Annotated in this window: 19 protein-coding genes; 8 read left to right on the top strand and 11 right to left on the bottom strand. The window is 57.1% G+C overall.

Features of this window, described 5'->3' with window-relative positions; translation table 11 throughout:
* Positions 1-94 precede the first annotated feature (94 nt).
* Entirely contained in the window at positions 95-1,720 is a 1,626-nt protein-coding gene (locus ABD890_RS14885; protein WP_345091071.1) for a phytoene desaturase family protein, read from the top strand.
* Positions 1,721-1,738: 18 nt separating this feature from the next.
* Here ABD890_RS14885 and ABD890_RS14880 read toward each other — a convergent pair whose 3' ends face one another.
* The 9 genes from ABD890_RS14880 to ABD890_RS14840 form a co-directional block, all read right to left on the bottom strand.
* A complete protein-coding gene (locus ABD890_RS14880) occupies positions 1,739-2,395 on the bottom strand; it encodes a DOMON domain-containing protein (protein ID WP_345091068.1) in 657 nt (218 codons plus the stop codon).
* Positions 2,396-2,494: 99 nt separating this feature from the next.
* Complete coding sequence (locus tag ABD890_RS14875; RefSeq protein ID WP_345091065.1) at positions 2,495-3,229, bottom strand: class I SAM-dependent methyltransferase; 735 nt, start codon at positions 3,227-3,229, stop codon at positions 2,495-2,497.
* Positions 3,230-3,298: 69 nt separating this feature from the next.
* Complete coding sequence (locus ABD890_RS14870; RefSeq protein ID WP_345091062.1) at positions 3,299-4,498, bottom strand: BtaA family protein; 1,200 nt, start codon at positions 4,496-4,498, stop codon at positions 3,299-3,301.
* A 316-nt stretch (positions 4,499-4,814) separates the two neighbouring features.
* The gene (locus ABD890_RS14865; RefSeq protein WP_345091059.1) at positions 4,815-5,690 is read right to left on the bottom strand and encodes an HvfC/BufC family peptide modification chaperone; all 876 of its coding nucleotides are present in this window, start codon (positions 5,688-5,690) and stop codon (positions 4,815-4,817) included.
* Positions 5,691-5,693: 3 nt separating this feature from the next.
* The gene (bufB, locus tag ABD890_RS14860) at positions 5,694-6,557 is read right to left on the bottom strand and encodes an MNIO family bufferin maturase (RefSeq protein WP_373356514.1); all 864 of its coding nucleotides are present in this window, start codon (positions 6,555-6,557) and stop codon (positions 5,694-5,696) included.
* 64 nt (positions 6,558-6,621) lie between these two features.
* A complete protein-coding gene (locus ABD890_RS14855; protein ID WP_345091053.1) occupies positions 6,622-7,089 on the bottom strand; it encodes a twin-arginine translocation signal domain-containing protein in 468 nt (155 codons plus the stop codon).
* Positions 7,090-7,187: 98 nt separating this feature from the next.
* The gene (locus tag ABD890_RS14850; protein ID WP_345091051.1) at positions 7,188-8,435 is read right to left on the bottom strand and encodes an aminotransferase class V-fold PLP-dependent enzyme; all 1,248 of its coding nucleotides are present in this window, start codon (positions 8,433-8,435) and stop codon (positions 7,188-7,190) included.
* Between the two features lie 111 nt (positions 8,436-8,546).
* Entirely contained in the window at positions 8,547-9,515 is a 969-nt protein-coding gene (locus ABD890_RS14845; protein WP_345091048.1) for a hypothetical protein, read from the bottom strand.
* A gap of 61 nt (positions 9,516-9,576) precedes the next feature.
* Positions 9,577-12,654 (bottom strand): YCF48-related protein, encoded by a 3,078-nt coding sequence (locus tag ABD890_RS14840; protein ID WP_345091044.1) that lies wholly within the window; start codon positions 12,652-12,654, stop codon positions 9,577-9,579.
* 177 nt (positions 12,655-12,831) lie between these two features.
* On the opposite strand from ABD890_RS14840, the gene ABD890_RS14835 reads away from it, so the two are divergent.
* The 3 genes from ABD890_RS14835 (at position 12,832) to ABD890_RS14825 (ending at position 15,435) form a co-directional block, all read left to right on the top strand.
* Positions 12,832-13,611: a hypothetical protein gene (locus ABD890_RS14835; protein ID WP_345091041.1), complete on the top strand. Its 780-nt coding sequence runs from the start codon at positions 12,832-12,834 to the stop codon at positions 13,609-13,611.
* 89 nt (positions 13,612-13,700) lie between these two features.
* Positions 13,701-14,864 (top strand): 8-amino-7-oxononanoate synthase, encoded by a 1,164-nt coding sequence (gene bioF, locus ABD890_RS14830; protein WP_345091038.1) that lies wholly within the window; start codon positions 13,701-13,703, stop codon positions 14,862-14,864.
* A 106-nt stretch (positions 14,865-14,970) separates the two neighbouring features.
* Complete coding sequence (locus ABD890_RS14825; protein ID WP_345091036.1) at positions 14,971-15,435, top strand: FxsA family protein; 465 nt, start codon at positions 14,971-14,973, stop codon at positions 15,433-15,435.
* Between the two features lie 60 nt (positions 15,436-15,495).
* Here the strand turns inward: ABD890_RS14825 and ABD890_RS14820 are convergent, their stop codons facing one another.
* Positions 15,496-16,839: an FHIPEP family type III secretion protein gene (locus ABD890_RS14820; protein WP_345091033.1), complete on the bottom strand. Its 1,344-nt coding sequence runs from the start codon at positions 16,837-16,839 to the stop codon at positions 15,496-15,498.
* Positions 16,840-17,662: 823 nt separating this feature from the next.
* Here ABD890_RS14820 and ABD890_RS14815 point away from each other — a divergent pair.
* The 4 genes from ABD890_RS14815 (at position 17,663) to ABD890_RS14800 (ending at position 21,869) form a co-directional block, all read left to right on the top strand.
* Positions 17,663-19,006: a PhoH family protein gene (locus ABD890_RS14815; RefSeq protein ID WP_345091030.1), complete on the top strand. Its 1,344-nt coding sequence runs from the start codon at positions 17,663-17,665 to the stop codon at positions 19,004-19,006.
* 331 nt (positions 19,007-19,337) lie between these two features.
* Complete coding sequence (locus ABD890_RS14810) at positions 19,338-19,973, top strand: adenylate kinase family protein (RefSeq protein ID WP_345091027.1); 636 nt, start codon at positions 19,338-19,340, stop codon at positions 19,971-19,973.
* A gap of 263 nt (positions 19,974-20,236) precedes the next feature.
* Positions 20,237-21,094 carry a branched-chain-amino-acid transaminase gene (ilvE, locus tag ABD890_RS14805; protein WP_345092418.1) on the top strand — a complete coding sequence of 286 codons (858 nt, stop codon included), beginning with the start codon at positions 20,237-20,239 and terminating at the stop codon, positions 21,092-21,094.
* 85 nt (positions 21,095-21,179) lie between these two features.
* Positions 21,180-21,869, top strand: a complete 690-nt coding sequence (locus tag ABD890_RS14800; RefSeq protein WP_345091024.1) for a 3-keto-disaccharide hydrolase — start codon at positions 21,180-21,182, stop codon at positions 21,867-21,869.
* A 3-nt stretch (positions 21,870-21,872) separates the two neighbouring features.
* Here the strand turns inward: ABD890_RS14800 and ABD890_RS14795 are convergent, their stop codons facing one another.
* The gene (locus ABD890_RS14795; RefSeq protein WP_345091021.1) at positions 21,873-22,781 is read right to left on the bottom strand and encodes a prefoldin domain-containing protein; all 909 of its coding nucleotides are present in this window, start codon (positions 22,779-22,781) and stop codon (positions 21,873-21,875) included.
* Positions 22,782-22,963 lie beyond the last annotated feature (182 nt).

Raw genomic sequence — 22,963 nt, 5'->3', positions numbered from 1 at the left:
TGACGGTGTGCCGGTAAACTTTTCCGGCCGCCGATGGCGAAGTCTAGATTGGTAGCATTCCATCTCAGGCTTCCCAGCAAAGGATTGATTCGGCATGGTTCATCGCGGCGGGTACTTCGACTGCATCGTCATTGGTGCAGGCCACAACGGCTTGATCACCGCTGCTTACCTGGCCAAGGCTGGGAAGAAAGTCGCCGTCCTCGAACGCCGCCATGTCCTGGGGGGCTGCTCGACGACGGAAGAACTTTGGCCTGGCTTCAAGGTCTCGACCGCTTCTTATGTCGTCAGCTTGCTGCTGCCGGAGATCATCCGCGACCTGAAGCTGAAGCAGAATGGCTTGAAGATTCTGCCGCGTGATCCCGCCTCGTTCACACCGACGGACGATGGCCGCTATTTGCTGCTGGGGCACGACGTTAACTCGAACGCGCAGCAGATCGCCAAGTTCAGCCAGAAAGACGCCGAAGCGTATCCGAAGTACAACGAACTGCTCGAGCGAATTGCGGCCGTTGTCGAACCGATCTTGATGCAGACGGCGCCAGACCCGCTTCCGATGCCGAAAGATTGGCGGAGCATCCCACTCACCAAACGGCTTCGCGATACATCGCGTCTGTGGAACTTCTATCAGACCTTCGGCAAGCTGGGGGGCGAAATCCCGGAGACGATCGAACTGCTTTCAGGAGCCGCTCGGCCGATCCTGGAACGCTGGTTCGAGAGCGAACCGCTGCGAGCAACTCTTGCCACCGACGCGATCATCGGGGCGTTCGCTTCGATTTCGGCACCTGGCACGGCGTATGTGCTGCTCCACCATGTGATGGGGGAAGCAGGCGGCAAACGCGGCGTTTGGGGCTTCGTCGAAGGGGGCATGGGTGGCATCGCCACGGCGTTGTCCAAGACTTGCGAAGAGCTCGGCGTGACGATCGTGCGGGAAGCCCCCGTCGAGAAGATTCTGGTGGGTGATCGCGGCGCGGAAGGTGTTCAATTGGTCGATGGCACCAGCTACGAAGCAAAGGTAGTCGCGTCGAGCGTCGATGCGAATCTCACCTTCCGCAAGTTCCTGACGCCGAATCAACTGCCGCCCGAGTTCCTGCGAGCGATCTCGAACATCGACTACGCTTCGGCATCGGCGAAGATCAACCTCGCCCTGGCCGAGCCTCCGCAGTTCACCGCATTCCCCGGCGAAGGCATCAGTCCGCTGCATCATGGCACGATGCACATTTCGCCGACGATGGACTACATCGAACGTGCCTACGACGACGCAAAGTATGGTCGCCCGAGCCAAGCACCGATCCTGGAAATGACGATGCCCACGTCGGTCGACAAGACAATCGCCCCTGATGGCAAGCACATCTTGTCGATCTTCGTGCAGTACGCCCCTTACAAACTTCGCGATGCCAACTGGGACGACATCAAAGAATCGTTCGCCGACACGTGCGTCGCCAAGATTGCCGAGTACGCCCCGAACGTGCCTGGTGCGATCATGCATCGCCAGGTACTTTCGCCGCTGGATCTCGAGCGAACCTATGGGTTGACCGGTGGCAACATTATGCAGGGTGCTATGAACTTCAATCAGCTCTTCGCGATGCGGCCAGTGCCAGGTTGGGCCGATCACCGCACACCAGTGCGTGGCTTGTACCTTTGCGGTGCGGCCAGTCATCCTGGTGGCGGCGTGATGGGTGCCTGCGGAAAGAACGCGGCGGTCGAAATCTTACGCGACTTCTAAGACCATCCGGCGAATTGTTTAGCGACCGACCAGTTCCAGCGTCGACCAGATGCTGGGGTCTTCGTCGATGGGGAACTGCGTGTTGACGCTTTGCGTCTGCCAGCCTAGTTCACGATCCATCACCGCGTAGAAGAAACCAAGCTTGTCGTATTCGCTCGGGTCGTAACCGGTGAGGCTGGTCGCCGGGACGCAGCACTCCAACAAGTAACCATCTTTGGTGAGTGTTCCTCGGACACGCAAGTCGCCGGGACGAACCGGATTGGCGTTCTCGCGGGCACGGTTGATCAGCAACTGATCGCCCACCGGATTCCGATAGCTAGGGCCAGCGCCAATCGGCAGAAAGACAAACCGGTGGCAGAACCGGGTTGCCCGGTGCACATTATGCGTGGCCCGAGTATCGATCCAGATCTGAAAGCCATCGCTTTCATCGACGCGGCTTTCACGGCACCAAACCGGCTGGCGTTTTCCTGAAACCAGGACCGAGAACGAAATGCCCCGTTCGTTCCAGCCGCCACGGACGTCGGCGAATTGCTTCCGGCTATCAAGCTCGCCAAAGCCGCGCAGCTTATAGTCATCGGTGTAACCTAACGGTCGATCGTGCCAGATCTTTTCCCGGTAGGTAAAGGGGACCGAATACTGAAACAGGAAGGATGGAGAGAGGACCGATTTCGCCATTAGCTTTGCTGTTTCGTTCTCTAAAGTTCGGCTGCTCTGACCCGGAATTGCCTTTTTAACAAGGCGGTGCGTCAGGATACCTGCTCACTTGCACCAACCCTACGCTTCGCGTTTGGTTCCGGTGAAGATGTAGTAGGGAGTCTTGAACCACAGCAGGTACGGCACCTTGGCGCGGTTCTCTTCCAGTTTGGCCGTTTCGAAGTGACGACGCAAATAGGGAAGGTGATCGCGTGACGGAAACACGTTGTCCGACGCGAACCATACCGGCCAGAAGCTACGCGTAAACCACTTGTGTCGCGTCAGTTGATCGTCGGGGAACTTCCGCGAAACGTAGAAGTCGACCACACCGATGGTTCCGCCTGGCTTCAAGATCCGCAGCGCGTTGTCGATTGCCGCGTACCAGTCAGGAATCATGGTCAACGAGTACGAGAAGGTCACCACGTCGGCGTAGCCTTCTTCCGGCGTCCATGTGGTCGCGTCGGCTTCCACCGTTTGGACGTTCGACCAGTCACGCTCTTGAATGCGGTCGTCGCACACCTTCAGCAGCGACGAGGCCAGGTCGACGACGTAGGCCTTCTTCAGCTTCGAGATGCGATCTGAAATGAATTCGAGGTTCGATCCGGTTCCGCCACCCATATCGACCCAGACCCCGTCCTGAGGCGGATCGATTGAGCGATACATTTCCTCTCGACCTTTCAGCAGACGCTTACGAAAGTCGTCGTAGGCACCCGCTTGTCCGCTGTAGAAGCTATCGAGGCGCTCGGCGTGGTTGTCGCCACGCACCGGCTTCACGGCCAGGTGATAAAGAACTTTGAGATCCGAAGCGAGGCTCATCCGATGCTCCACTAGTTGCTCGTCATGCCCTCGCCTGGATCGTTTCACCCTGACGAGGGCCGCTAGGTCTTAGGCCGCGATGTCCGCGATGCGGAAGGCACCGTACGTGTGGACGCGATCCTTGACGTGAAGCTCGTCCGCCAGTTCCTGGTGATAGGTCAGCAGTTCGCCCACCTGCTTCTTCTGGCCCTTGTGGGTGATCTCGACTTCGTCGACGAAGTCGGTATTCAAACCGCCGGTACGCCAGATGATGCGGGCATCTTCCTGACCTTCCATGCGATTGGCAATCGCTTGCCATTCATTGACCAGGGCGAAGTACAGCTTGTCGGTCAACCAGTCCTGGTGGTCCAACAGCACCAACCGATGAATCGGATGGTCGTTGTGCTTTTCCAGGAAGTGCTGTACCGAATCGGTGTGCGTGCTGACCTTATGGACCAGGCCGTCCTTCAGCTTCTGGAAGTTTTCAGGCTTCAAGTATTCCGGAGAGCAAGTCTCGGTGTACTCGCCGGTCACGTAGACTCGCCAGAAGTAGTTATCGTGGATTGGCAACTCGGCGAAGACCGCTCGCATGTTGTCCTGGACGAAGTCGACGATGCCGTTGGCATACTGCTTTTCCAGATGCTCGCGCTGGGCACGTGGCACACCGACCAGGCTCCAGGTCGTATCGCGGCTCATGGCAAACTTCAGCGGACCGGTCCACAGCTTGCGATCGATCACCTCGAAGATCTCGCGCTGCTCGTCAAGCGACTTCGCGTCGAGCAGTTCAAGCACCTGAGGGCGCATCCGCAGCACGTTGTCGACGTACATGTTCACCACTTTGGCGAAAGCACCCGACGTTCCGCGGAAGTAGAAGCTGCGGCGTTTGCGGGGGCGGAAGTACTTGATCTTGCGATCCCAGTAACTTCGCGACCACTCCGGCAGCGAGCTGCGCAGCTGATTTTTGTAGGTGTCTTTGAAGTTCAGCAGCTGGCCTTTGCCGAACATGGAGAAGAAGTCTTCATACTCCAGGTTCTGGATGGCTGCTTTCTTCAGATCCAGCAACGCATTTTGCCGTGGATTCATATCGACGGCGTACACATGGTTCGCACCCGCCAGGACATAGTCCAAAGCGTTGCAGCCGGCCGACGTGATGACCATCACGTTGTGGTGTGGTTGAATCTGCAGGGCGACACGATCAAGACGCGGATCTTCCCAGCAGGTGTTATATACTAAGTTATTACGGTGAACGAAGTTAAAGACGCGACCTCGAACCCAGCTAACCAATGCCATTGCGGCCCTCGAAGATCTAGATCGGGCAAGGAAAGGGCTCACCGAAAGGGTTTACCCCGCCAATCTTCGGTGTCTACGAATCGACACCTCGAAGTAACTCATTGATTGTAGGGGCTTACCCGGCGATCACAAGCAGCGGTGCCGCCTATTCCCCCTCCCTTTTCCCGCTTCTTACATAAGATTTACCCATTGTCGGGATCTGATCAGACGGCTTTCTCTGGCCCAACGATGGCCCCCCAATGGAACCAATATGGCCGGTAAACCGTGACGAAATCACCGCCAGTGCGACGATGCACTTTCGGTATATTCGCTGGCGTTAAGAACTTATCGCGGCAAAGAACTGCTCGGTGGCAAATTTCTGGAAGGCGGATGCTATCATCCCTGGCAAATCGTCTGGTTCGCCAAGCTGATTCAAAACGTCTTCGATCGCTTCCCCCACGCTTAGCGAAGCGGCCAGCCTCGAAATCAACTCGATTTGAAAGTGAGTCAACGGAACGCGTCGCACCACGAAGTCGCGTCGCGTGAGGGCCATGAACGAAGGAGACGCCTCTGGGACATCAGGCTGAGGCTGCGTTCGGGCCTGGCTGAGAAATTCGTTGATCGGAAACGTCAGGCGATGCCAGCGCAGACAAGGCACCACCATCAGCCGAGCCTGCCAGAAATCGTCGGGCGAGATCCCTTCCAGATCAGCGGCCGTGATGACCTCTTTCCCTTCGACGCCAGGCCCATCAAAGACATCGTCGATGCTACGTTCGATCGTGGCTAGTTCCACCAGAAACTGCTCGAAGCCAGGACTTTCCGCCTCGGGACTGGTCTCGCGAAGGAACTGCGGAAAGTGATCTCCCAGGCGATCGAGCGTATAGCTTCGCGAGGGGTACTGCTGTAGATAAGCGATCGCGAACTGGTCGAACAGTTCGTCGCCAACCGTCTGCGCGAAAACAGGGAAGATCGACTTCAAGCATTCAACCAGCCGGGCATAGTAAGCGTTGGCGTAAACCTCCAAACGCTGGATGCTGCTTCGCCTTCGGCTCGGCGTGATGATCGCTTCAATCTCTTCGGTCGAGACATCGATCAGCCGGCGAGCTTCGTTGTCTTCAATTCCTTCGACCACGCCACCGACATGGCTGATGACCGACTGCATCCATTGCTGCAAGACCGGCAGATCGACAGGCTTCGGCGAATCGCAGGCCATGGGCTAGTTCACCTCGTGCTCGATCCGGTGAGGCGGATGGGGCACGCTGGTGGAAGGCTTCGTGGCAGGTAGATCGCCGGTGATCGGCTTTCCCTGCATCAACTGCTTGGCCTTCAGCACTTCGGCATGCATCGTGTCGAAGTCAGGAATATTGGCGTCCCACTCCAATAGCGTCGAAACGCCTCCGGTGCGCTCATGGGCCAATCGATAGAGCTGCCAGACCGGATCGATCACGTGACCGTCGTGGGTATCGATGCAGTAATCCCCCATGTTCGTGTGCCCCGCCAGGTGCAGCTGAACGATGCTTTCCCACGGAAGATTCTCGATATATTCGACCGGATCGAAGTCGTGATTCACGGCGGAAACGTAGACGTTGTTCACGTCCAGCAGCAGTCCACAGCCGGACTCTTCGGTCAGGGCCGTCAGAAACTCCCACTCCGCCATCGTCGAGTTAGCGAAGGTCACGTAGCTGCTGGGGTCTTCCAGAACGAGCGGCTGTTCGAGGAACTCTTGCACCTGGCGAACACGCTGGGCGACGTGTTTTAGCGTTTCTTCGTTGTACGGAATCGGTAGCAGGTCGTGCGAGTTCTTACCGGCGACTCCGGTCCAGCAGACATGATCCGAAATCCAGCGAGCTTCGATCTCGCTAGCCAATGTCTTCAGCTTTCGCAAGTAATCGAAATCGAGCGGGTCGGTGCTGCCAATCGAGAGAGATACCCCGTGCATGACGACGGGGTATCGTTCGGCGACCTGATCGAGGACGTATCGAGGACGTCCTTGCGAGTCGATGTAGTTCTCGGAGATGATCTCGAACCAATCGACGGCCGGCTGCGTTTCGAGAATGTGGTGAAAATGCGGGGCGCGCAATCCAACCCCTAAACCTAGATTCTCGAAGCCAAGCCGTGGCTGAGGCATGGTACTGCTTTGGTTCCTAAGCGGCGGCTTCCGGAGCAGGCTTCAATTCGACGCCCTTTTCCTTCATCCGTTCTTCGAACAACTCACGGGCCTTCTTCCACATGCCACCAGACATTGGGATGTGGCAACCACCTTTGCCTTTGCACTCGTTGAAGCCAGGCGTTTTCCCGCAGCCACCTTGTCCCTTGCACTCGTTGCGGCCGCCACAGATGTGATGCTCGATGGTGGCACATGTGCCGGCACCAGCACATTCATTGCTTCCCTTGACGCCCTGGCCTTTGCACTCGTTCAAGCCGCGGCAGGCATGCTTGGCGACGGTGGAAGTTACTTCGTCGCTCGAAGCGGGTTCGGTCGTTTCGGCCGACTCGCCGGTGGTCGCCGGCTTTTCACCACCACACCCCAAGGCTCCGATCGACATCATGCCACCCAGGGCGGCAGCAGAGAGTTTATGGAAGTCGCGACGCGAGTAATCCTTGGAAGCCATGTGCGGTGTTCTCCCAGATCCTTAATGAGGAAGGTGATTTTGCTTAAGTCTTTATCCTAGCCGATTGACCGACGTCAGTCTGGTAAGCCAACCCACTCTCAGCCAAAAAAATCGACCGAGGTCCGCACGGCATCGGCCAGCTTCTCGACCTCTTCGCGGGTATTGTACAGATAGAAGCTGGCGCGAACGCTGGCACTGATTCCCAGCTTCTTATGCAGAGGCAACGTGCAGTGATGCCCTTCGCGAACCGCGACTCCACGCCCATCCAGGAACGTGGCAATGTCACTAGCCGCCAGACCATCGATCACGAAGCTGACAATACCAGCCTTCTTCGTCACGTCAGGCCCCAGAATCCGCAGCCCTGGCACATCGGCCAGCAACTGATGGGCATATGCAGCCAACGATTGTTCGTGCTGCAGGATAGCGGAAAGACCAACCTTTTCGAGGTATTCAATCGCCGGCGTCATTGCGATCGCATCGGCGATCGGAGGGGTCCCGGCTTCAAACTTGGCTGGCAACATGGCAGGCGTGAAGCGGTCGATCTCGACAATATCGATCATACTGCCTCCACCTAAAAATGGTGGCATCTCGTCGAGAATTGACTCTTTGCCATACAGCACGCCCACACCCGATGGACCAAGCATCTTATGTCCGCTGAAGGCAACAAAATCGGCGTCCCAGCGTTGGACGTCGATCGCTTCGTGCGGGACTGCCTGGGCGGCGTCGACCAGCACTTTGGCACCAACCGCATGGGCGGCTTCCACCACGCGGCCCACTGGATTGATCGTTCCCAAAACGTTCGAGACCGCCGCCAAGGCCACCATCTTGGTTCGTTCGGTCAGCAGCTTCGGCAGGAAGTCGAGATCGAGCTGCCCATCTTCGGTGATCGGAATCGCCTTGATGACCGCCCCGGTCCGCTGAGCTAACTGATGCCAGGGAACGAGGTTCGAGTGATGCTCCATCTCAGTCAGCAAGATCTCATCGCCCGTCTGAAGATTGGCGTCGCCCCAACTTCTCGCGACCAGATTGATCCCCATCGTGGTCCCGCTGGTGAAGATCACTTCGTTCTCGGAAGCGGCATTTAGAAACCGCTGGGTTGCCTTCCGAGCGACCTCGAACAAATCGGTTGATTCACCGCTGAGCCGATGCGCCCCGCGATGCACATTCGCGTAATACCTTTGATAGACATCGGTTAGGCAATCGATCACCGACTTGGGACGCTGACTGCTCGCCCCGTTATCGAGATAAACGAGCAGATTGTTCTCGTCATCAACCTGGTGCAGGATGGGGAAATCGGCCCGAATGCGTTCGAGATCCAATTGCGACTCCACGTCGAAAGTGGCCATGAATCGGTGGTTCTGTTGGGGTTCGATCGCCTAAAAGAAGGCGGCTGATTTTTCACATACTTTGGTTATTTTATTACCCAAGACCCATTCGGACAACGAGCGGTTCGCTCGTCATTTGAGCCGCCAGAAGGTTTCCCACGGAATCTTCAGCTCTTGGCGGCGTTTTTCCGTATCACTGGCAAAGCGAGCCGCATCGACCGGATAGCCAGCCGTTTCGACGATCCCTGGCACCTGATCTGCCCAATATCGGTTGATCGCCTGCATGGCGACTTCGCGGTGGAATTTAGCGTAGATCGAAGCCAGCGCGGTCGGCAGAAAGCCTTCCCCTTTCGAACGAAACTCGATCGTCACCTCGCTAGATCCGACTTCGCCGTAATAGCGACTCACGCCGCGCGACTCTTCCAGAATCTTCCACCATGTCTCGGGAAAGAAGTGCTGCAGCAGTCCGCCGTAATAGTCACGCCCGCCATGCTTATCGCAAACGATCCGCACTGCCTGGGGCCCCTGGCCTGCGACACGCTCGAGTAACCGACGCACGAGCCCGAGCGAGGCATGCGAGAGAACGGTGCTCTTGTTGCCGATCGCATGGAGTCGCTCATTGTAAGCTTTCTCGGTCAGAAAGACGGTGCGGACTTCTTCGACGGCGACCTGGGTTCGCTCGCAGCAGTCGGCGAAGCCTGAGGTTCGCTCGGCAATTCGCGTTGCGACGTCTTCTTTCGGTGCGGCGTGAATCCAGCCTTCGTACCAGGGAGCCAGTCCGACCGGCCGGTCGTCGCTCAAATCAGGCTCACACACACCATCCCAGATAGGAAAAGTGTGCGACAAATGCGAACCGGTGGCCCGGACCGCTTCTTCGAGCAGCGACAGATCATTCCGTTTGCCATAGATCGCCTTCGAGTCAGCAATCGCCAGGTGGGTTGCCTTCGGCTTGCGGGCAATGACGTCGCCAAGCAACTCGTAAAGATCGAGCTTGGCCAGATCGTCGTGCGTGTCATCGATTCGCCAGAGAGTGCCGGCGATCACCAGCGGCCCGATGTTGGGGCCGTAGCCTGCTTCGTCGACACCGATCAGATATGCCACACCAATTGCCATTTGCGAGAAGGAAACACGTGAGAACCTACTCGCTTGGTTCTAGGGGGATCTAATGAAATTGCAAGAGCCCGAACTCGCTCGGTCCCAGTTCATAAACCGCCGAGGATGGCCATGCTTCGGTCCCTTCACCGACAATCACGCGCTGCGCAGCCATCGCCCAGGTATCACCGGCATGCAGATTCTGAGCGGAAAGTTCGCTCAACGGAATCGCCACTTCCACAGTCCAGGTATTCGCATCCTGGGTTGCCGCGACGAACCAACGAGGATTCCAGCTTCGATTGCCCGCGAGCGATTCGGCCGACATCCCTCGATAATCGATCGTAAAGCGATAAGCGGTTGCGTAGTCACGGTCGAGGTCCAACAGCAGATGCACGCGGTCGCTTTGGGCAAGTTCGGCATCACGCGGGCGAGGCTGGTCGCCGGCTTGATCGTAGGTGAAGCCTTTCGACTTCATGCAGCGAACGGCAAAGTAGAGGAACTCGTTGTCGTATCCCACCATCATCGCTGCCGGAGGAGCCCCGCGCTCTGGCGAAGTCGTTCCCGCCAGAAAGTCTTGTGGCCGACCAGTCTGCCAGAGGCGATCATTTAACTTGCCATCGAGGATCGGCTTTTCTTCGGTGTAACTGGCCGCCATGATCGGAGCATCGATCCGGGCATTACCGCGTCCCAAGACCAGCTCCCACTGGGCTCGACGACACCAGGCATTGTCCTGGCCAAGATTCAACAACCGGCGAACGTACGACTCGCCCTGCCGCGACAAGCCTTGCTCGGCATGCAATCGTTCGAGCAAAAATGCCAGCGATGGATCGGTCAGCACGTGAGGCATCTTTTGGTTCAGTTCGGCGATCAACTCGCCTGCCCGTTGTCCTGGTTTGGTCGGCTTGGTGAAGTTGGTCGGGTCGTTGAACGAGACCGTGGCGACTTCGCTTTCTGCCTCTTCTTCCTCCGGCGGGGCTTCATTTTCGGTCGCCGTCGGCGCGGCGAACTCGACGGTCCCTTTCTGGGCTCGTTGGATCTCGGCACTGGCGTAGTACCCTAAAAGCCATGCCGCCGAGTTTTCCGCCAGCACGTGGCTTGGGAACTTACTGACAATCTGGTGATGCATGTCTGCGGCTAATGATAAGTTGCCGTTTTCATTCGCCTTGGCCGCCAGATGCGAAAGGACTTCAACACTCCGGGCCGGGGGAAGTTCTTCCGATAAACGAAGCATCTGCCCCAACAACAGGGCACCTCGTTCCGGATCGCTTGCCGCGTGGTTGATCATCTCGATCATGTTGCGACGCTTCTGCGAAGTCCGCTGCAGCTTGGCGAGATCGACGATCGGCATCTGCTGCGGAGAACGCCGAGCCCCTTTGCCATGCGGAACCGAAAGCCCGGAGAAAATATCGCTCAAACGATTTTCCAGCAGCCCCGAGGTTTGAATCAGCTTCAATTCCACCGTCGAGGGACCATCGGAGAGCTTTCCGGTGGCGATCCCTCGGGAAACGCCAGCATGCTCTGAGATCGACATCGCCAGTTGCGGCGAAATTTGGGTGGTATTCAGGGTGATTAACCCGTTCTGACCTTCCGGCACCAGGCTACAAACACGAGGCACCGCCCAGGTCGACAGGTTCAGCTCTTCCATCTGTTCCGGGTAGTTCTGCGAATCGGCAGCCTTCTCGATCGCTCGCAACACGATCTGATTCACCAGGTACGCCAGAGGCTGCTTGCCAGTCGGATCGGCGAAGTCAGTTACGACCACGGTCGGTCGAAGCTGCCGAATCCGCTGAACCAGGTAGCTTTCGATTGCCGCCAGCCCTTGACCGTCGTTCACGGCATCCCAGCCGGCAACCAGCTTGTTGCCACTGACCATCAATTGGGCGTCGTCGGTCGGAAACTGCCAGGCGGTGTAGCCGACGTTAGCACCGCTGTGCACCATTGCGTCGTGCAGCGGAAGTCGCTTCTGGCCGGTCTGGTGTTTCGGTCGATTAACGATCTCGACACCGGTCAGGTATCCCTGGGTGCCGGCATGATGACTGATCAGTTCGTAAGGGACGATCGACGGATCGTGGAACAAGCCGAGCAAGGCCAGGCGTTCGCCCCCTTGCCGCTGGAGCTTCCAGGTCTTGCCCCCATCGGTCGTGATCAAAATGGTTCCGAGCGAGCCAACAGCCCAGCCCCGATTTTCGTCGCGGAAAAAGAAACCTTTGATGGTCGCCGTGGTCGGAAGCTTCTGTACTGAAAACGTTTCGCCGCCATCAGCCGAGTGGAGTACGAAGCTGCCAGGGTCGCCAGCAATCCAGATGAACTTGCCCAAGCGTTCGACGGCGAAGTAATTCACCTGGCGGTTGGTTCGCGACAAAGGGTCCGGCGCGATAACTTCCCAGGTAGTGCCAGAATCGGTGCTGTTGAGGATCAAACCACCTTCGCCAACCGCGGTCGCGTTGCTGCTGCCGGCGACGACGATATCTTGCAAGTCACGCAGAGGATCGGCCGAGATGCTGGGAGCTCGGATCCCGCCGCGATCAGCCAGCGAGACATTCCCTTCCGCCCCGGCCAGCAGTAGTTCGCCGCTGGGAAGGGTGGCCATCTTGTGGAAGCGTGTCGACTGGGTGCCAGGCAAACTTCGCCAACTACGGCCACCATCGGCCGTTTCAAACAGACCTGTCGGAAACATGTTCGATCGATTGCCGACCGCCCAGCCATGCCGGCTATCTTGAAAGCGAACACCGGTCAGCTTAGGCAACGATTGCTCTGGCATCGACTCCCAGGTCATGCCGCCGTCGGAAGTGCGAAGCACGACACCGCGACTTTGCGAGCTGTAAGGCTGCTGAAAGCCCCCCACGACCCAGCCGCGTTGCGGGTCGGTGAAATGAATCGCATGCAGATGAGCGTCGGTGCCGGAAGCGATCGTGTCCCAATGCTCGCCGCCATCGCTGGTTTGCCAGATAGTGCCATGGTCGCCAACGGCAATCCCATGCCGATCGTCGACAAACGCGACGTCGTTCAATTGGGCGTCCGAATACCAGGTATCCAGCACGGCACCTTCGGCCGCTTCGATCATCATACCGACTGCTAGCATCGCGATGGTCTTCGCCAGCAATGCCGCGAAATAACGTCGACTACAGGTTGGAATGAGTCCGTTCATTCGCCAGGTCACGATAGCTAAGTAGAGAAATGGTCCGAGGATTGGGACGGAATCTTAGAAGAATTCGCATTTTCGTGCCAATCCGGTTCGTCCGACTTTAGAGAATTCTTGCGAACCAAATCGAGAAAAGTGCGATAAACAGTTAGAAGTCACCACACTTTTCTGGGGGAACCGACGATGCCAGCACGAAATTGGGGAATCGTGGCGATGCTTGTTGTCGGCATCAGCGCTGGCGTTCCGGCTGTCGTGAAAGCTGCCCCTCAGGCCGATATCGAGAAACTTCTGTCCCCCATTCTGGAAGATGCAGTCCGGCGGTCGCTCCCCAATTCGTTCAAAGATGAATCGGATTGGAACCAAACCCACGACTTCACCAAGCGGCTGAAAGTTCGTGGCAAGTGGAACGACTTGCGGCTGGAACGGGTCCGCGAAGCAAAGAACCATGGCGACTGGGTCCGCTACCTGGGGCATATCGAAGATCCGAAGCAGCATGTCGAGATCTGGATCGAACAGTTGAACGTCGGTCCGACTCGGTCGACCTGTCAGATCCATGCCCGCGTTCAATTCCAGGGGGAAGCCGAATACCAACAGTGGGTCCGGGGCGTTCGCCTGTTGGGCGTGAGCGTTGTCGCCGAAGGCACCGTCAAGATTCGTCTCGATGTGCAGCTCGACAGCAAATGGAACATGGCCAGCCTGCTCGGCTCGGCCGAACTAACTCCGCACGTCACCGGCGGGCAGATTGATCTCGAGCGATTCTATGTCCACCGCATCGGCAAAGCTCACGGCGAAGTCGCCGAGCAAATTGGCGAGCAGCTCGAAGGAACGCTGGCCAAGAAGCTTTCTGGCAAGCAGGAAAAGCTGGTCCGCGAGGCCAACAAGGCAATCGGCAAGCAGCTGGAAGATGGCAAAGTGAAAATTGATCTCGTGCAGTTGCTACGCGACAAACTGAAGGACTCGTAACGAGTTTCCGCCGCGAATTCCTCCCCGCTTTATGCATCTGCCAGGCAACGAGATAATGAGGGGCGTCCCTATTATCGAAGAGCCATCGCATGTTTGACCCACTCTCCTGGATTCCTGAACAGCTTGAACTGCTGAATTCGCTCGAGCGCCGCCGTGCTGTGCATACCCGAGCGACTCAGCAAGGAGCGACCATCACCTGGAAGGATGGCACGCTGCTCAACTTCAGCAGCAACGACTATCTGAACCTCGCCGCGGACCCGCGACTACAAGAAGCGGCGCAGTTGGCGATTACCAGAGAAGGGTGGGGGAGTGGCGCAAGCCCTTTGATTACTGGACGTGGCGAAGCTCAAACGGCCCTGGAAGAAGCCCTCGCCAAGTTCGAGGGAACGGAAGCGGCTTTAACGTTCGCCAGTGGCTTCGCCGCCAACGCAGGCACCATCGACGCGCTGACCGATCGGGGCGACGTCATCCTCAGCGACGAAAAGAATCACGCCAGCATCATCGACGGGACACGGCTCTCGAAAGCAACGGTCCGAGTTTATCCTCATCGCGATGTCGCCTACCTCGAAAACCTGTTAAAGCAATGTGGCACGTTTCGTCGGCGATTGATCGTCACCGATACGTTGTTCAGCATGGATGGCACGGTCGCTCCGCTCGATCAACTGGCCGACCTGGCCGACAAGTATGAAGCGATGCTGATGGTCGACGAGGCGCACGCCACCGGTGTCTTCGGCGAACGGGGCCGTGGCTTGTGCGAACAGTACGGAATCGAAGACCGCGTGCCGATTCGTGTCGGAACGTTCAGCAAAGCACTCGGTGGACATGGCGGTTTCGTTGTCGGTAGCCGTGCCCTCGTTGATTGGCTGGTAAATCGATCGCGACCCTATATCTTCTCGACGGCAGCCCCAGCCGCGAATGCCGCCGCGATGTTGGCCTCGCTTGAAATCATTCAGCAGGAACCGGAACGCCGCGTCGCTGTCTTGGCGATGGCCGATCAACTGCGTGTCCGGCTGCGGGAACTGGGTTGGAGTCTGGGAGATAGTCAGACGCAGATCATTCCGGTGATCGTCGGAACGGAAGGCCTGGCAATGGACCTTTCATCTCGCCTGCTGAAACTGGGCATAATGGTCCCTGGGATTCGTCCGCCGTCGGTGCCGGAAGGGGAGTGTCTCTTACGGATCAGTCTTTCTTTTGGTCACACGCAGCAGCACCTGGACACGTTGGTCGACGCCATGGCTCAGATTCGTCCCTAAGGGAAGCGAGTTGAGGACGAATACCCTGGTGGATATCATTCCCAAGTAACCGAACTCCATTTCTGGCCTAGGAGCCTTTACCATTCGTATTCTCGCGACCTTACTGGTGTTGTTCGTCACGGTTCCGATCGTAGAACTGACGCTCTTGCTGTGGCTGTCGCACTACGAGGGCTGGCTGGTCACGATCGGCGTGGTGCTATTTACCGGCATCCTGGGAACCTTGCTGGCACGCAGCCAGGGGTTCACGACATGGCAGAAAATTCAGGCCCAGCTAGCGGCTGGACAGATGCCTGGAAGTGCCGTCGCCGACGCCGCCATGATCTTCAGTGCCGGTGCTTTGCTGATGACGCCAGGCCTGCTGACCGATGCCTTGGGCTTCGCACTATTGATCCCGCCTTGCCGGCAGTGGCTGAAGACGAAACTGCTGGCCTGGGCGAAGGCGAACATGCACATCCAGACCACGACGACGGTCAACGGGCAGACGACGACCTACACCAACACGCCCGGTCACTCGCAAGTGATCGATTCGTATGTCGTTCCGAAAGAAGAGCCTCAGAAGCTGGAAGAATAAAAAAAGCGGCCCCGATCCCAAAATCGGAGCCGCCCTTTCAGGGAGACCGAGGTCATTTGTTTAACGTGGTCGACGAGGTGGTAATTCCTCGGCGATGTGTTCGCTCATCTTCCCTTTCGGGCGATACGAAGCGTCCGATGCGACCGCCGCATGAGCAGGTCGCTTGGCAGCCGGTTCCAGCGCCCCGACTTCTTCTGGCGAAATCAACGACTGCCAGAAGATCTCGTTGCTGCGTGGCACTTCGGCCAGACTGAGCACCGTGATTTGTGGGAAGTGCGGCGACAAGATCTGCCACAATCGCGAGCGAATCGTCGACGACACAATCATGGCCACCGGTCGCTGCTGTTCGTCCAAACTTTGGAACGTATCGCGAAGCATGTCGACCATGCGTTCCATCCAGCCACGAATTTGTCGGCCGGCATCTTCTTCGGTCATTTGTTGCAGCGATGTTTCCAGATCTCGATCGAGCCCGACACCATGCACACGGCCATCAGGATCGAGGAACTTCTGAATCAACTGCCGACCGAGACGAACGCGGACCATGCTGACCAGCGTTTCCACATCCTGATTGCGGCTGCCATGCAGTGCCAGAATCTCGACGATGCGGGTGAAGTTCTTAATCGAGATCCCTTCTTCCAGCAGTCGCCGCAGTACGGCATGCAGCACTGAGACAGAAACAGGGCTGGAACGGATTTCGTCGAACTCGCCAGGGTTGCGGTCGCGTAGCCGCTCGAGCATTTGGCGAACGTCCCCCAGCGTCAGGATCTCGTGGGCATGACGCCGCAACGTCTCTTGCAGGTGGGTCACAATCAGCATCGAAGGATCGATCACCAGGTAACCAAGTTGTTCAGCTTCCTGACGCTGCTCGGCTGGGATCCAGATGCCAGGACCACCAAAGGTCGGATCGATACCTCGCACACCCTGGAGGGTCCCGCTCGAGGTCCCCATGTCGAGCGCCAGATGCTGACCAGGCCCGAGGCGACCACGAGCGACTTCGCACTGATCGATTAGAATGCGATATTCCTGATCCCCCAGTTCCAGCGAGTCTCGTAATCGGAGCCGCGGAATGATCACGCCCAGGGTGTCCGCCAGGTGGCAACGAATTGCGGAAGTCCGCTGCATGATCTCCGACGTATCGGGATGCACCAGCTTGACCAGCTTTCCACCCATCTCGAGCGTGAGCCGATCGATCTCTAAGAATGGTTCCCACGGCTCGTGGGTTGGTTCTTCGACCGCCGCAGACTGAATCTCGGCCATCGGCAACGACGACGGAGTCTGGAAATCAGGTAAGACCGGCAAATCAAGTAAGTCACCATCGGTGCAGCGAATCGCCACGATGTGGTGAAAATGAACCAGGGCTTCCGCACCATCCCCGGTACCGGCTTGATCAGAGTAATCTGCCACAGAGCTAGACCATGGCGAGTCCTCCGATTCTTGCGAAGTGGAGGCATTAATCAGGCGAACACAGTCTTCATAGACTGCCGCTAATTCGCCACGTAATCGAACGTGGCCGAAGGTCGATACATTAACTTCCCTGCCGATGTAACGAGCCAGAATCGACGCATAATCCATTGAGAACCTCTACTGTCCCAAAGTTGCACGACTTGGACTTCGCAACGATCCGCGAAACCGCTTCCATGTTAAGTGCGATTGTAGACCGGGCCCCATTCCAGCGGCAACTCAAAGACAAGAGATTTTCAATGAATGCGGTATCCACCTGGGGTGACTTTCCGGAGAGGCAAAGTTCTGGCGAAGGTTCCAGGAAGGTTCGTCAATGCAGGAGCGGAACAACACGCGTTCGCTTCCGAATCGGCACCAGAATCATGGCAGGCGTATTGGACATATTTGTTGTCCTTGGCCAGCCTGGTTCAGGCCGCCCAGTCGGCAGCAGCAACAACGGCTGAGCCCTGGTTTTCCCGAGCCTCTTTCCGCAGTCAGTCCACCGACCGAGGGTCCCCAGGCCGAACCCTTTGCGGCGCGAACTGTCCTTGGGGAAGGGTCCTCGTATAATTCCTTAGACCACGAAATTGCTCCCAGGCGGCTATTGTCTGCATCCCGCCTATTTTCCCGAAAATTGCGCAAGATCAAAAAAGCGGGGTTTTCGCGGCATCTCGGCTCAGGCAAAATCCACCACAGCAATGGACTGTGACCACGAGGGTACGCACTGTTGCCCTTCGACTCGGCATTTCATATCTAGCGTGCCCATGGTCCGTGCAACGGAGAACGCATGATTAGTCAGTCGGCGCAAACGCAGTTGAAGCTTTTCGTTCTCGACACCAACGTTATCTTGCACGACGCAAGGTCGTTCCGACATTTCGAGGAACATGATGTGGGCTTACCCATCACCGTCCTTGAAGAATTGGATCGATTTAAAAAGGGTAACGAGGACATCAATTTCCAGGCTCGTGAATTTCTTCGTCAAATCGATCAGATGACTGGCGATCTTCTTTCAGAGGAAGGGGCCCCTCTCGGCGAGAATCAAGGTCGCTTACGAGTCATCATCACCAATGAACTCGATCACCGTCTTCATCAAGTCTTTCTTCACGACTCTCCTGATAACCGCATTCTGAACACGGCCCTGCATCTTCAGCACTACGTGAACGATCGCCGGGTCATTCTGATCACCAAAGACACCAATCTTCGCATGAAGGCGAAGAGCCTCGGCCTGCAAGCCCAGGACTATATCAACGATAAAATCGAAAGCTTCGATAGCCTGTATTCGGGGCGTCGTGTTCTCGAGAACATCACGACCGAACAGATCGATCGCTTTTACCAGGACACCGGCAACGTTCAGTTGGAAGACTTCCCGGAAGTCGCCCAGCCGCTCGCCAACGAAAACTTCGTGCTGAAGAATGGCTCGAAGTCGGTCCTGGCTACGTTCAATCGCGAAGACCAGGTCTTACGCCGGATCGAAAAGTACAGTCCGTACGGCATCAAACCGCGTAACGCCGAACAAGTCTTCGCGATCAAAGCGTTGATGGACGACAACATCAAACTGGTGACCCTCGCCGGCAAGGCAGGCACCGGTAAGACGCTGCTCGCGTTGTCTTCGGCGTTGGCATGCTCGTCCGCCTATCGCCAGATCTTGCTGGCTCGACCGGTCGTGCCGCTGTCCAATCGAGACCTCGGTTACCTGCCAGGGGACATCTCCGCGAAGATGGACCCTTACATGCAACCGCTGTTCGATAACCTCTCGGTCATTCGTCATCAATTTAATGACACCGACAAAGAGGCCCAGCGAATCAACCGCATGCTCGAGCAGGAAAAGCTGGTCATCACGCCGCTCGCTTACATTCGCGGAAGAAGCCTGCAGCGGATGTACATGATCGTTGACGAAGCTCAGAACCTGACCCCGCACGAGGTGAAGACCATCATCACTCGGGCAGGCGAAGGCACGAAGGTCGTCTTCACGGGCGACATCAACCAGATCGACCATCCTTACCTCGACAGCCTTTCCAACGGCTTGTCGTACATGATTAACCGGATGAAAGGTCAGGACCTGTACGCTCACATCTCTCTGGAAAAGGGAGAACGTTCCGAATTGGCAGACATTGCCAGCGAACTTTTGTAAGCGACAGCCTGAATTTCGATATTCAGACGGTGCCTTCCCCTGGGGAGGGCACCGTTTTTTTATGGCATGCCCCGTGCGAAATGAGTTCACGCTCCCAGAATTGATGATACCAGGCACGATTGTCTCTAACCGAAGCCGATCCCCCAACAGCCAACGACGACGTAGCGCGACGCTAGAAAGGAAGAGCCGCCGATGCGGTCGCTCGCGAAAACCGCTACTTCCAGTCGACTTTCATTTCATTTGCCGATTCCGTTGATCCACGGCAAGGGCTACAATCAAAGTCGAACCGTCGCAAACCCCACTCCTGATTCGATTTCGCAAGGACGTCGCCATGCACAAATATGTGTTCATGGGCGTACAGGGTTCCGGGAAAGGAACCCAGGCCAAACTGCTGGAACATCACCTCGATCTCGCGCACATCGGGGTGGGTGACATTCTGCGATGGAATATCAAAAACCACACCAAGCTGGCTGCCCGGATCAAACGTATTCTGAATGCGGGCAAACTGGTCGATGACGAAATCGTCGAGGAAATCGTCCAGCGTCGCCTGCAAGAGCACGACTGGAACTTCGGCTTTATCCTGGATGGTTTCCCTCGCAACGCCAACCAGGCTGGCTTCTTTCTGGAAAGCTACGACATCGACGCCGTCGTCCATATCGTGGTGCCGGACGAAGTGATCAAGAAGCGTGTGCTGGCTCGCCGCTTGTGCGAAGACTGCGGCGTCGACTTCAACGTGATCGATCACCGTCCGAAAATTGAAGGGCGCTGCGATATCTGCGGCGGCAAACTGATCCGCCGGGCCGACGACACGGAAGAAGCCCTGGCAACCCGTTTGGCGGAATACCACGAGAAGACCAAGCCAGTCCTCGAGATCTTCCGCCGCAAAGAGCTGGTGGTCGAAGTCGATGGCACCCAACCAGTCGACGTCGTCCAAGCCGAGATCCGGCGAGCCCTCGATATCGTTTAGCAGGACACAAGGCCATTCAACTTCTAGTTGTTGAATGGCCTTTTTCTTTCCACCTCGCACCACCATTGTGAGGGCCCCTGCCGGAAGCTTGCGAAATTCTCTTTTTCGATCTGAACCTCGGCACTTTCGGCTTGTCTGGCTGGAAGTATGAAATTTCCGAAACGAGTCTTTTGAGGCGGACTGAGGGCACTAGGGCTCCACCGCAGAAATAGGGTATAATGCTAGTTTCCACCCAGCAAACCGATAACACTCGTAACATACCCATGTCCGCCAAAGTCTATATCAACGGGAAGTTTTTCGCTCCGGATGAAGCCATGATCAGCGTTTTCGATCATGGGCTGCTTTATGGCGACGGGGTGTTCGAGGGGCTACGAATCTACAACGGGAAGATCTTCCGCCTAGAGCAGCACATTCGCCGTCTTTACGACTCGGCGAAGGCGATCTACCTGGAAATCCCGATGAGCCCGGCCGAAATGATCGAGGCTTGTCACGAAACGGTTCGCCAGAGCGAGTTCACCGATGGCTACATCCGCCTGGTGATCACCCGTGGTGCCGGCACGCTGGGACTTGGCCCAGAACGGACCAAAGATCCCCAGACGATTATCATCGTCGACAAGATCAAGCTCTACCCACAAGAGTTCTACGACAACGGCCTGGAAATCATCACGGCCAGTACCATCCGCAACCATCCGACCGCTCTGTCGCCGCGGATCAAGTCGCTGAACTACTTGAACAACATCATGGCCAAGATCGAGGCCAGCAAGGCAGGCTGCCTGGAAGCGTTGATGTTGAACCACAAGGGTGAAGTCTCGGAATGCACCGCCGACAACATCTTCATTGTTCGCGATGGCAAGCTGCTGACGCCACCGACCGATGCCGGCATCCTGGAAGGGGTGACTCGTGACGTCGTGTTGGAATTGGCTCGCGAAGCTGGCATTCCGACCTTTGAAAAGACGATGACTCGCTACGACGTCTACGTCGCGGACGAGTGCTTCATGACCGGAACCGCCGCCGAAGTGATCGGCGTGGTGAAGGTTGACGACCGCAAGATCGGTGACGGCAAGCCAGGTCCGATCACGCGAAAGTTGAAAGAGCTCTTCGAGCAACATACGATGGGCTAATTGCCCAGGGCCTATTGTGATGATTCACGAGCAGGTCCAGGGTTTTTATCCTGCCTGCTCGTTCAACTTCACAAAGGTCCCACCGATGCTCCTACGACTTGGCTTGTTCTTTCTGTTGACCTCGGTCGCTTCGACTCTGCTGGCCGAAGACTCTGTCAACCAACTCACGCCGGAAGAGAAAGCCGACGGCTTTGAACTTCTCTTCAACGGAGCCGATCTCACCGGCTGGAAACACAACGGCAACTGGAAAGTCACCGACGGCGTGATCGAGCGTACCGGCAAAGGTGGCGATGTCGTTTACGAAGTGAAGCCAGTGCCGGACGACTTCGAGCTTCGTTTCCAGTGGAAGGTTGCCCCAGGCAGCAACAGCGGCATCTACTATCGCCCAGGTCAGTACGAGTACCAGATCCTCGACAACGAGCGTCATCCCAACGGAAAGGTCGCCGACACCACGGCTGCTTCGCTCTACTACTGCATCGCCCCATCGCACGACGCCACAAAAGAACCGGGCGAGTGGAACACGGGCCGCATCGTCTGCCAGGGCACAATCATCCAGCACTGGCTCAATGGCGAGAAAGTCGTCGATATTGACTACACCGATCCAAAGCTCTCGGCAGAGATCGAGAAACTGAAGAAGCGAGGCGCGACGCTCGATTCGCGAGGTGCCAAACTGAAGCTGCAAGATCACGGCGATCCGGTCTGGTATCGCGGGCTGAAGCTGAAGACGCTCGACGGCACGGCGAAGCTCGATCGCTCGCCGCTGAAAACGAAGTAGCGACTACGCTGCTTCCCCTTCGGAATATGCGGCCGCCGATTTCTCTGGGCGGTCGCTTGTCTTCAGGGTCGCTTGCAGTTCAGTGATCTCCTCTTCCATCTTTTCAATCTCGCGACGCTTTTCGCGGATCAACTGCCGAAGCGTCTCGATCTTGGCTTCCGGCGAGACGCGGGCTAATCGGCTGATCACATCCATCGCCAGCAAAGCACGCCACACCCGCAGGGCGAGGCCTCGCATCCGATAGACGCGGGTCACCTTGGTGACTTGCTGCAGCCGCAGCAGATGGGTCATCCGGAAGACACGCAGAAACGCGACCAGCGGCAAGCAGATGATCAGCAAATCGACCCAGTGCTTCTTCAAGTAGTGAATCTTCTTGCTGACGATCGAGAACATCACAATGAATTCCATCGTGAACGCCAGCCAGGTCACGCTGAAGCCGGTCTCGACAATCGTTCGCAATAGAACACTGGTTTCCATCTTCGCCGACCAGACGTAATCGACCACCAAGAGCGGCAAGATGGCAATCGCGATGATGATCATCGGAACGCTCAACGCGCGATCGACTTCCTCGTGAAAGTCGTCGTCGACATGCCGCCACCCCAAGATCGGCAACCACATCCGCGTGCCTGACTGCATATCTCGCCGAGCCAGTCGCAGCGGCGGCACCACACAGGTCAACAGCGAACGCCAGCGACGGGGGGCATCGATCCAGAAGTACCAGACCGCCTCCAGCCAGAAGACGGGAAAGAAGGCGAGTGTCGTCCAGAAAAATCCCAGAAGCAGCGTTTCTGATTGATCGGCGTCGCTCATGTACTGCTGAACGGTCAGCGCAAAGAAGGTCAACATCCCGACCGTCGCAAGAAACATCGGGATGGCAAGAAACTCGTCGGATTTTCGCGTAATGCTTTTCACGAACCAGGTTCTCGTCGCAAGGGACCTAAGCGCAGACGCGGAGGTTGTCGGGCATTGCCGCTCGCGAGTCAACCTCAGGTTGCCGCCCCATGACAGATAGCGTCCAGGTCGTTTATTCTATCGGTTGCTGCGGCAACTTAAAAATGTCCACCCGAAACCTACCCCCGCAGTCGGTGATAGCA

This window comes from Bremerella cremea (assembly GCF_039541315.1).
Taxonomy (GTDB): Bacteria; Planctomycetota; Planctomycetia; order Pirellulales; family Pirellulaceae; genus Bremerella; species Bremerella cremea.
This window is presented reverse-complemented; position numbering and strand designations above follow the sequence as displayed.